The organism is Stenotrophomonas sp. P5_A9, assembly GCF_056400525.1.
In genome coordinates this window covers 68,443-79,314 of sequence record NZ_JBFULC010000002.1, presented here as the reverse complement: position 1 = coordinate 79,314, position 10,872 = coordinate 68,443, and the positions used below count along the sequence as shown (strand labels likewise).

General features: G+C 60.3%; 6 protein-coding genes. 3 read left to right on the top strand and 3 right to left on the bottom strand.

What is annotated here, in order from left to right; translation table 11 throughout:
* Positions 1-216: 216 nt before the first annotated feature.
* Both AC1DR7_RS01100 and AC1DR7_RS01095 read right to left on the bottom strand, forming a co-directional pair.
* Positions 217-1,755 carry an HsdM family class I SAM-dependent methyltransferase gene (locus tag AC1DR7_RS01100; RefSeq protein ID WP_457318981.1) on the bottom strand — a complete coding sequence of 513 codons (1,539 nt, stop codon included), beginning with the start codon at positions 1,753-1,755 and terminating at the stop codon, positions 217-219.
* Entirely contained in the window at positions 1,752-2,348 is a 597-nt protein-coding gene (locus AC1DR7_RS01095; protein ID WP_478050931.1) for a restriction endonuclease subunit S, read from the bottom strand. The genes AC1DR7_RS01100 and AC1DR7_RS01095 overlap by 4 nt, the downstream gene beginning before the upstream one ends.
* Positions 2,349-3,115: 767 nt before the next feature.
* Between AC1DR7_RS01095 and AC1DR7_RS01090 the strand changes: the two genes are divergently transcribed.
* Both AC1DR7_RS01090 and AC1DR7_RS01085 read left to right on the top strand, forming a co-directional pair.
* The gene (locus AC1DR7_RS01090) at positions 3,116-7,789 is read left to right on the top strand and encodes an RHS repeat domain-containing protein (RefSeq protein ID WP_478076365.1); all 4,674 of its coding nucleotides are present in this window, start codon (positions 3,116-3,118) and stop codon (positions 7,787-7,789) included.
* 99 nt (positions 7,790-7,888) lie between these two features.
* Entirely contained in the window at positions 7,889-8,728 is an 840-nt protein-coding gene (locus tag AC1DR7_RS01085) for an RHS repeat-associated core domain-containing protein (protein ID WP_457322303.1), read from the top strand.
* 580 nt (positions 8,729-9,308) lie between these two features.
* Here AC1DR7_RS01085 and AC1DR7_RS01080 read toward each other — a convergent pair.
* Entirely contained in the window at positions 9,309-9,758 is a 450-nt protein-coding gene (locus tag AC1DR7_RS01080; protein ID WP_478051071.1) for a multidrug/biocide efflux PACE transporter, read from the bottom strand.
* Between the two features lie 165 nt (positions 9,759-9,923).
* Between AC1DR7_RS01080 and AC1DR7_RS01075 the strand changes: the two genes are divergently transcribed.
* Positions 9,924-10,808: a LysR family transcriptional regulator gene (locus AC1DR7_RS01075; protein WP_256774774.1), complete on the top strand. Its 885-nt coding sequence runs from the start codon at positions 9,924-9,926 to the stop codon at positions 10,806-10,808.
* The last annotated feature ends 64 nt before the right edge of the window (positions 10,809-10,872 follow it).

Below are 10,872 nucleotides of genomic sequence, written 5' to 3'. Positions count from 1 at the left end.
GCTGGGCCGGCGAGATGACCTGCGCACGTGTACGCAGGCGGACGAGACAGTAAGGGAAAGGGAATGCGACATACCCGCAGTCTGGCGCAGCGGGCTTCGCCCACACCGTGTGCATCATTCCGTTTCCTGATCACCGCATGACGCGGGTGCCGCATAGTTCTGATGCTTTCCAACAAGCAGATAGCACCCGTCGATCAGCCGTTCTGGCCGTGCCGGTCATGCCGCGCCACGCTCAGCGGCCGCCGCATACGGTTGTTCCAGCGTGCGCAGATCCACGTCCAGCGCCTGCTCCAGCGCATTCAACCGCGACCGCAACGTCGCCCGCTCGCGGCGAACGGCGTCCAGCGATGGCGAGGCGTCTGTGGATTCCGGGTGCACGTAGCGGGCAACGCTCAGGTTGCCATCGTGGTGTGCAATCAGCGCCGGATCGGCGCGGCAGACCAGCCCGGGCACATCCTTGCGCGCCTGGCAGAGCGCCAGCAGCTGCTCGGCGCCAGCACGGTCCAGCTTGGCGGAACGCCTGCCACTGGACTGCAGCTGGCGCGCATCGATGAACAGCACCGCTTCGTCATTGCGCACGCTGCGCAGGACCAGCAGCGCCGTGGCGACCGGGGTGCCGGCAAACAGCCGGTCGGGCAGGCCGATCACCGTCTCGATCAGGTTGGCGTCCAGCAGGCGTCGGCGGATGAGCGCCTCATCGCCGGCGCGGAACAGCACGCCGTGTGGCACCACGAGGGCGATGCGCCCGCGCTGCGGGTCCATCGCCTTGAGCATGTGCTGCAACAGCGCCAGATGTCCCCACTGGCGCGGGGGCAGGCCGTGCACGAAGCGCCGGTGTGGATCACGAGGCGCGCGCTCGGGCGCCCACGCCAGCGCAAACGGCGGCCGCGACAGCTGCACGTGAAAACGCTGCAGCGTGCCGTCCGGCTGCACCAGCATGTCGTGCCGCAACGGCGTGCCCCCGTGTACGGCATGATTGTCTTCGCCGTGCAGCAACAGGCGCAGGCGGGTGCGCGCCCAGCCGTCGTCCATGTCCTCCTGGCCGGCCAGCCGGTGGCGGCGGGCACCATGCCGCGTTCGCGCCCAGCGGCTGGCGGCCAGCAGCAGGCTGCCGCTGTGGCAGGACGGATCACAGATGCCCTCGTCCTCTGCCGGGTCCATCAACGCAGCCATCAGCCAGCCCAGCGCATCGGGCACATGTGCAAGCGGCAGTTTGCTGCGCCGCGGTTGATTACGCTCCAGCAACCGATCCACTGCCTCGCCGATGTCGCTGCGATAGGCGCCGCGCAGGCTGCGGAAATCCAACGCAGGCACTGACAACCGCCCCAGCAGCCGCGACAGGGCCACCTCGCGCCGGTCGGCATCGCGCGGCCAGCCATCGTGCAGGCGCAGCACATCGAACACCTCGCCCAGCGTGGCCGGATTGGATTGGGCCAGCCGCTGCAGGGCGGTCATGATGCGCAGGTCGTTGCCTACTGCGAAGCGATGGTGATGCAGCGCCTCAAAGCGGGCATCGGCCGGTACCGCCAGCAGCTGTGCGCCGGGAGCGCCGGGCGGCCAGGTAAGCGGTGACCCATACGCGCCGCTCGGATCGTGCGCGGCGGCCTCGGTATCGCTGGCGATCTTGAGCAACAGCAAAGCCAGCAGCAGGTGCGTGGCGGCCTCGCCCTCGGCGGCGTCTACCAGCACCTCGCGGGCGGCGGTGAGCGCGGCCAGCGTGGCATGCGCGCCCGGCAACGCGGCAATCAGGTTCATGCGGCACCTCCCTGCAGAAACTGCTCGGCCACAACGGCGATCTCCTGTTGGCGGTTGTGGATCAGCGCTTCCAGGCAGCGCTGCTCGGCCTGCACCGCCTGGGCGATCGCCACGATGCGCTGCTGCTGTGGCAGCGGCGGAATGCGCAGCGGCAACTGCGCCACCACCGTCTTGCGCAGGCTCTGTTGGCGCGATCCCGCCGCCTGCTGGTGCAGGTAGGCCTGGGCCGCGCGCTGGTTCAACTGCCATGCCAGAAACGCCGGCAGCAGGTCGGCCGTGCTCACCCTCACCATGTACATGTGCGGACTGCACACGGTGGATTCTGGCGGCGCACGTAGCAACATCGCCAGCGGGTGATTGCCGCGTGCCGCGATCAGGACATCCTGATCCTGCACCCAGTCCGGCGGCTTGCGTGCGCGCAGCACGGTACGCAGCAAGTGCTCGCGCTCCCGCAGGCCATCGGCGCAGAGGTTCTTCAATTGGATGACCTGCACCGGGCCCCCCGGTACGGCGCCGATGGCACCGCGAAAGGGGTGGCCTTGGCGGATGCTGGCCACGTCGCCAAGCAGGGCGATGCGCGTGAGAGTGTTCATGCGTGCACCATGCTTTCGGGGTGGGGGAGGGTCAACCGAGCAGGTGGGCAGCATTTGCAATGATGCGAAATGGAGTGCGGTGGATGTGCGGAAGTGGGATGAAACTCGCAGGGGGTCGCAGCTGRTGCGAACGACGGCGTCAACTGGAGTTGAGGTTTTGGAGAGGTGGGGGTGATGGTGGGGCGAAAGTTGCGCGGGTTGATTCTGGTTGAGGGCGATCGGGTAGCAGCATTCGAAGAAGCTGGACCAATGCCGTATCGAACTCGAACGTAGGCCATCGCACTTGCGGCGGCAGAGACGCCGCGGGTGTTGAAAGCGTGCGTACGTTTCGAATGCGCAGCTAACAGATAGGAAAAACCATATCTCGCGGTTGGCATGAGAGTTCTCCTTGGCAAAGCAACCCTACTGCGGCATCTGGGATATCCGAAATCAGGATATCGACCGGTGATCGTGCGGCGGAAAAGTCACTGTGACCTGGAACGTTCGTGCCATTCTGGACGTAGATCGAAAGCAAAGTGCATCGCGGATTGCCACTCTTCTGACATCCACTTCAAGTTCTTTCCAACCCCGTCAAGAAGACGCCGCGCGCCTGGAGGTCAGTGTGGAGCATTGTTGGCCACCGGATCGACCACGACCGACTGACACTGGGACATAGTCAGCCATTAGGGAGAGTCATCACGCCGTCTTGACATAATGCCAGGTGTAGCGGAATACTCGCTCCCGACAATTAGGGGGCATGGATGCGGATCGAGTCTAGGAAAGACGTAGTGTCGCTGCGCGCGCGCGCTATCGCAGCATTGGTGATCGCCGCAGCAATGGCATGCTCGGCACATGCTCAACAAGTCGTCCAGAAACCATATCAAGAGTACGACAAGCAATTGCGGTCGTCAGAACTCGTGGGACCGTTGACCTCGGATCTGTTCGGGGACTCAATCAACGTGTTCGACCAAAGTGCCTATTTTGGCCAGACGGACATTGATCTGCCTGGCACGAATAACCTGCCTGTAAAGCTGACGCGTAGATTCAACCTCCGTCCTATACCGATGCTCGGGCTTGATCCACTCATCTACGGCGGAGCCGGTGATTGGAACATCGACGTTCCATTCATTTCTGGAGTGTTCGACTCCAGCTATGGCTGGACCTACAGAGGTTCCAGGAAGGTTCAACGGTGTAGCGAGAACTTCATCCCGTATACGCCGCCGCCGTTCCGCATTGAAGATATTTGGTCAGGGTATACGGTCAATCTACCGGGCGAGGGCGCCCGCTCCCTGATAGGCGACCCTCCGGCTCGCTTTAGGCCTGCAAGCAGGCAGAGCAGCAACTGGAGCTGGACTACGAGCTCACTTGATACGGTGAGCTGCACGCCGATGATCGCTGGGTATGAGGGTGAGGGCTTCATTATCCAGACAACCTCAGGGATAAAGTACACATTCAACGTGGGTACTGAACGAATTGTCGGTCTTATGGGATCAATCAGCTCAGTTAATGCCAATCAAGCGCGCGTAGAAGTGTATTTGATGGCCAGTCGTATCGAAGATCGCTTTGGTAACAGCGTAAGCATCAGCTACAACGGGAACGGTCACCCCACCTCAATTTCTTCCAGTGACGGGCGAGCCATTAGTCTGAGTTACTCCGGTAACAAGCTACAGAGTGCATCGGCCAACGGAAGAACGTGGAGCTACGCATACGCAGGGAACGCCTTGCAGCGGGTCACCCAACCCGATGGCGCCGGCTGGGAGATTACTCATCTGGATGACAATCGCATTGCCTACGAGGAGTGGTCGGAAGACCCCGGCGAGGGCTGCGCTGGCGGCGCGCCGTTTCGCGACAAGGTTTATCGCCTGCGCATGAAACACCCTTCGGGCGCTGTGGGAAATTTCAGATTCGATCACCAAAGAAGATACCGAGCTGGTGTTCCCAAGCTGTACTGTTTCGTCGAGTCAGCCGGAGAAGGCTCGCTACGCCATACGTTGGGGGTGCCGTACTACTCTGATGTTCTGGCCATCACCGAAAAGACCATCGACGGCCCAGGGCTGCCGCAGATGCGCTGGACTTACGGCGACTATGGCGACTACCAGGACATGTGGGAGGGATCCATCACGCCCTGCACGACCTGCACGCAGTCGAAGATGGTTAAGATCACCCAGCCCGACGGTAGCCGTATCGAGGAGACGTACGGAATCGTGTACGAGCACAACGAAGGAAAGTTGCTCGGACGCAAGATCGTGGCGGCGTCCGGCGCGGTTCTGGAAGCTGAAGAGCTTACTTACTTGACCTCTTCCCAGGCGGCAACGATGCCCTTCCCGGATCGCTATGGCTGGACATGGGGTGGGTTTGATGGGACCTCCGCGCTTGTACGACCGCTTCAGCGGCGTCAGGTCGTGCGCGATGGTGTGACGATGACCTGGCAGGCCAACTCGTTCGATAGCTATGGTCACCCGGCAAGCGTGACGCGAAGCAGCACGCAGGGCGTCAGTCGAACTGATACAACCGCTTACTACAACGACACAAGCGCTTGGATTCTGGGGCAAGTAGCCACGSAGACCAACAACGATACGGGCCTGGTCGAAGCGCAGACCACCTATAATGCAAACGGACTGCCATATGAGCGTCGGCAGTTCGGGAAGCTCGTGCAGAAGTTGGCATATCACGCTGATGGGAGCATCGCCAGCTTTTCCGATGGGCGCGGGAATGTCACCACCTTGAGTAGTTGGAAGCGCGGCACCCCGCAGGCTATTGGCTTTGCCGATGGCACGTCGATTTCGGCGAGTGTGGATGACAATGGTTGGATTCGCTCTGTTACCAACGAGATGGGCTATCAAACGACGTATGCTTATGACCCGATGGGTCGGCAGACTCAAAGGGCATTTGCATCCGGAGATACCGTCGCATGGAATTCCACGACGCAGGTGTTCGAGCGCGTCGATTCCGTTGAGCATGGACTAGCTGCGGGCCACTGGCGGTTGACTAGCAATACCGGTAACCGCAACAAGGTAACGTGGTTTGATGCGATGTGGCGACCAGCGTTGACCCGCGAACGTGACGGAAGCAATGTCGCCGCGACAGAGCGATATCAGCGCTTCACCTACGATCATTCTGGCCGGACGACCTTCCAGTCATATCCTGCCTCGGGTAGCAACCCAGTGTCGGGACAGTGGAGTGAGTATGATGCCCTGGGTCGACCGACATCCAGTTCGATTGACAGCGAACAAGGTCTACTGACCACGGTAACAGCGTATGAGGCTGGCATGCGTGTTCGCACGACCGATCCTCGCAAGCAAGCCACCATAACGCAGTATCGCGTATATGACGCTCCCGCCTATGACTTTGCAGTGGCGATCGAGCATCCGGCCGGAGCATTCACAGAGATAGGGCGCGACGTATTCGGCAAGCCCATTTCGATCAAACGCCGCAACGCAACGGGTAGCGTGGCCGTGACCCGTTCATACGTGTACAACTCGCAGCAGGAACTCTGCAAGAGCGTAGAGCCGGAGACCGGAGCCAGCGTAGCGGGCTACGATGCCGCTGGTAACCTTGCATGGTCTGCGGCTGGGCTTTCGCTGACGGCGACCAACAGTTGCGATGAAGCTGCGGCGCAAGCTTCGGGACGTCGCGTCGACCGTAGCTATGACGCTCGAAATCGACTTAAGCAGTTGATCTTCGCTGACGGCAGTGGGAACCAGACTTGGACCTACAACAACGCTGGGTTACCGACTCAGGTCGTGACTAACAATCCAGACGGCAAACAGGTCATCAATACGTATGCATACAGCAAGCGCGGCCCAGTCATCGGTGAAACGCTCCAGCAGCCTGGGACGGGAATATGGTCCATGGGTTATGGATATGATGCCAATGCGTCACTAGCCAGCCTGCAGTATCCCAGTGGCTTGCAGCTCATCTTCGCGCCGAACGCGCTTGGCCAACCGACACGTGTCGGAAGCTACGCAAGCGCTATTTCTCACTATCCTGATGGTGCCTTGCGTTCATTCGCATATGGAAATGGCATCGCGCATAGCATGGTGCAGAATGCCCGTGGTCTTCCCGCCCGAGCAATAGACACCGGCGTTCTTGATACGAGTTTTATGTACGACAAGAACGGAAACGTGGCGAGCGTCACCGATGCGGTTGAGCCGTCAAAGTCACGGCAGATGCAGTACGATGCTCTGGATCGCCTAACCCAGGCGAACTCCTCATCGTTTGGCGGCGACAAGATCTACCGTTTTACGTATGACGTGCTGGACAACCTCCGTAGCGCCAAGCTGGGAGGGATTAAGCAGCATAACTATTGGTACGACGCACGCAATCGCATGATCACCGTGAGTCAGGATGACGGTAGCGCGATCATAGGCTTGGACTACGACGTACAGGGAAACTTGGCCAAGAAGAATGGCGAGCCATTCCGCTTCGATCAAGGGAATCGACTCCGTGACGCAAAGGGAAGGGAGTCATACGCATACGATGCGCATGGTCGTCGCGTAGCGAGCTACAGCGCCGCTGACGGGGATATCTTCTCGTTCTACGGCAACGACGGAGTGCTGCGTCACCAGCATAATAAGCGGACTCGAAAGGAGATTGAGTACATCAGCCTGGGTGCTCACCTCATTGCTCGAGTCGAGAACACTACCGGATTGGCCGCACCCGTGTTGTCCGCGCCTGCCTCCGTCCAGACGGGTAGTTACACGCTGGCCTGGAATGCTGTGCAAGGTGCGACGCGTTATGAGCTCCGCATGTCTGCGGACGGTGGTTCAACCTGGGGCAGCTTGTACGCAGGTGGTGCGACGAATCACGCTGTGACTGGAGTTCCGAAGGGCGTGAGGCAGTATCAGATTCGCGCGTGTCAAGGAAATGAGTGCAGTCCCTGGAGCGCGTCGGCCACGGTTCGCCACCTGCCGATCCCAGTTCCGGCAATGGCTCCGATCCTGACGATTCCTGCCCAATCAACAGGGACCTATACGCTCTATTGGGCGGCTGTGGCGGATGCCACCTTCTATCGTCTTGAAGAGTCGGTCAACGCAGGTGGCTGGGCTCAAATTAGCGAAAATCCCGCCACTTCCCGGCAATTCGCTTCTCGGTTGCCAGGAACTTATCAATATCGAGTCAACGCCTGTAGTGAGGGCGGCTGTGGTCCATGGAGCATCATTGGGCGTCATGATGTCCAGCTTCCCGCCCCTCCAGCACCACTAAATGTTACGTCGCGAAAAGTGAGCTTGGATTGGGATAAAGGTCTGGAACTCTCATGGTCTCAATCCGCAGGTGCTCAATATTACGAATATAAGGCTGCAATGCCCGAACTAGGCTATAACGGCAGTCCAGTTAACGTTGGCGCGGTTTTAATTATTGTCTGGAATCTTAAGAAGGACCTTGTTCCTCTCGGGGATCTATATGTCAGAGCCTGCAATGTTTCTGCATGCTCGGAATGGACGGCGGCGGTACGCCGGTAGCTTTCCATCGATGCGCTCCGCTTCGTTGTTCGGCGTGTGGAGCTCGAAAATACAAATGAAGCACTCTCTCGGTGGTGTTGCTTGCACATAAACTCGAAGATGATGGCTGTTTGGGTGGGAATGGTTGTGATCGCTACTGCTTTCACATTCCATGCTTCTGCGCAATCAGTTACCTACATTCATACTGACGCATTGGGCTCTGTCGTTGCAGAGTCTGATGCCGGTGGCAATGTAACGAATAGGTTTCACTACGGTCCCTATGGAGACCTGTTGATAGGCGGGGCAGTCGACGGACCGGGCTATACTGGCCACGTGGGCGATCTATCAACTGGGCTGAGCTATATGCAGCAGCGGTACATGGATCCGGAGCTGGGAATCTTCATCAGCGTTGACCCAGTAACGGCATATGACCAGCCCGTTACTCAGTTCAATCGCTATAGGTACGCGAATGGAAATCCGTATAGCTTCACTGATCCTGATGGACGAACCAGCCGAAGCGGAGTGCGCGGCAGTCAGGCGGCGCAGCTTGGCCGAATGATAAGGGCCTACTGGGATGCTAGAGGCGATAAAGAGAAAGGAGAGAAGAACTTTTCCGAAGCGCAGCAGCGCCAGAAAGAGAACGACAAGATAGCGCTGGATCTAATGGTAGATGTCAGTCGAGCGGGGCCGATTAAGGACGTCATTGAGATCGGAGGTGAAGTGGTCAAAGGCGGTGGGGGCGTGGACAAAGCCACAGAGGTTGCTGCAGGTGACGTCGTATCGAAGGTCGTCGAAAAGGCCCTTGACGGGAAGATTGGTGCGCCTGCAGCAAATGCAGTGGGTGCATTCGCCGGAAAGGCTGCCGGTGATATCGTTGAGAAAGGCACCTCGGCGGCGAAGGACTCATCTGCCAAGCAATCGGTGAGTTCTGGTGGCGTAAACACCCGCGACAAACGATAGGATGGTGCTCCCAGTGACGCTGCGAATGAGATGCTTACGGTGAAGAAGACATGGCCCTATTTCCTGCGAGGGGTTGCCCTTCAAACGAGCGCTCTGTCCCTCGCAACATTGACCATAGGGGTCCCGGTAGGGTTCTTCGAGGTTGAGCTAGTGCAGGCAGTCGGACCAGTCTGGCGAGAGATCATTGACCAAGTTCTTAGTTGCTTGGCGATATTTGTCGTGTGCGCAATTTTTGCTTTTTGGCGCCCGCATAGATTCTTCTTTGCAATGGCTTTGTCGTTCGTAGCGACAGAGCTGATCTTTCAGGGTTTTTCATTGCTTACAGGCGGTGTTGAGCAGCCATTGGCTTTAGTAGTTTTGACTCTTCTTCTGTCGGCCGGCTGCGCTCTCTGCGGCGCCGTTTTGGGCAGGACTGTCAGGAAGTGCAGGGCTACCTAGGCCGACAATCGCACACCTGAACAGCCTTTCAGCCGGAGCCAATGCATGAAAGTGCGACCGCGGGGTAATCGGCGATGAAAGGTTGCCCGTACGGGACGAAAGACCAAGAGCGGGCGTCCTGTTGGCGCGCGCGCCCCCATCATCAGGCCTCGCTAACCCGCGCAGCCTCCCCACGCCGCACCAACCGCTCCCGCACCTTGTCGTACACCAGGTTGTACACATACGTGTAAGGCAGGAAGAACGCGATCAGCCCCATCTCCAACAGGAACGCATCCCAGTAGGAGATGGACAGCCACCACGCGGCCAGCAGCACCACCACCAGCACCAGCCCACCCTCGAAGCCCACCGCGTGCCCGATACGCACCGGCACGGTCCGCTTGAACCCGAACTTCTTCTCCACCCGCTCGAACATTGCGTTGTAGAGCATGTTCCAGAGCATCGCGCACGTGGCCAGGGCGATGGTGAGTACGCCGGTGTCGAACAGCGACTTGCCCAGCACGTAGGACATCACCGGCGCGCACAGGCACAGGGCGATGCCTTCAAACAGCACGGCGTGGACGATTCGGTCCCAAAGGGTCTTTTCGGTTTTCATGGGTGCAGCACCTGATGTTCGCCGCCGGCAGGGCCAGGCGGAGAGGAGAGCGGATCGAAGGAGGGGGAGGGGGCGGCGATCAACGCTCGTAGCGCGCCCGGAGACCATGGTATAAGTTTCAAAAATGGTGAAAAACCCCCAATATCGTAGGCGGCCGTTTCATATATGAAACACTTTCCGTGGGACAACCTGATGGTGCTGCTCGCGGTGGTCCGTGGCGGCACCCTGCGCGAAGCCGCCAAGGCAGCGCGCATGAGCACGGCCACGCTGTCGCGCCGGCTGGATGCGCTGGAAGAGCGGCTGGGCGGCAAGGTGGTGGAGCGCACGTCCACCGGCTGCATCCCCACCGAGCTGGGGCAGCGGGTGTTTGCGCTGGCCGAGCAGATGGAGGAGGCCGCCGACGAGATCGCCCGCGAAGCCGATACGCCCAAGGAGCTGGTGGGCACGGTGCGGATCAACGCCGACGAATGGGCCAGCTTCCTGCTGATCACCCTGTTGCCCGGACTGAATCGCCAGCACCCCGGCCTGGGCGTGGAGGTGCTCACCTCGCGCGAGCCTTACAACCTGGCCCGCCGCGAGGCCGACGCGCTGCTGCGCTACGGTCCGCCCGACACGACGGATCTGCGCGGTGACCGCGTAGGCCGTGTGGAATACGCGTTGTACGCCAACCAGGCCTACGCCGCGCGGCGGCAGGCGGCGATTGCCAACCAGGCGTGGCATGAGCTGGAATTCGTGGGACTGGACGAGCCGCGCGTGGAGTTCGAGGTGGAGCGCTGGCTGCGCACGCTGCCCGGCGCCAACCGCCCGTGGCTGCGCTGCAACTATTCGGTGGGTGTGCTGGATGGCGTGACTGCAGGTGGCGGGCTGGGGGTCATCGAGTGCACGGTGGCGCAGCACGTGGGCGGGCTGGTGCGCGTGCGCGATGCGCCGGCATTGAGCCAGGAGGTGTGGCTGTGGACGCACCGGTCGCTGTACGACACGCCGCGCTTCCAGGCGGTGCGCGACTTCCTCAAGCACGCCTGGCTCAATGCGATGGGTGAGCGCGGGTAGCGGGTGGTGTAAGGCGTGCGCGACGGCGTCATGCAGCCTTGGCAAGGCTGTCAATGAGGAAAGT

Excerpts from the sequence above, each read along its gene's own strand:
- AC1DR7_RS01100 (WP_457318981.1), bottom strand. The coding sequence starts at position 1,755 with ATGAACCTGATTGCCGCGTTGCCGGGCGCGCATGCCACGCTGGCCGCG.
- AC1DR7_RS01095 (WP_478050931.1), bottom strand. The coding sequence starts at position 2,348 with ATGAACACTCTCACGCGCATCGCCCTGCTTGGCGACGTGGCCAGCATC.
- AC1DR7_RS01085 (WP_457322303.1), top strand. The coding sequence starts at position 7,889 with ATGATGGCTGTTTGGGTGGGAATGGTTGTGATCGCTACTGCTTTCACA.
- AC1DR7_RS01080 (WP_478051071.1), bottom strand. The coding sequence starts at position 9,758 with ATGAAAACCGAAAAGACCCTTTGGGACCGAATCGTCCACGCCGTGCTG.
- AC1DR7_RS01075 (WP_256774774.1), top strand. The coding sequence starts at position 9,924 with ATGAAACACTTTCCGTGGGACAACCTGATGGTGCTGCTCGCGGTGGTC.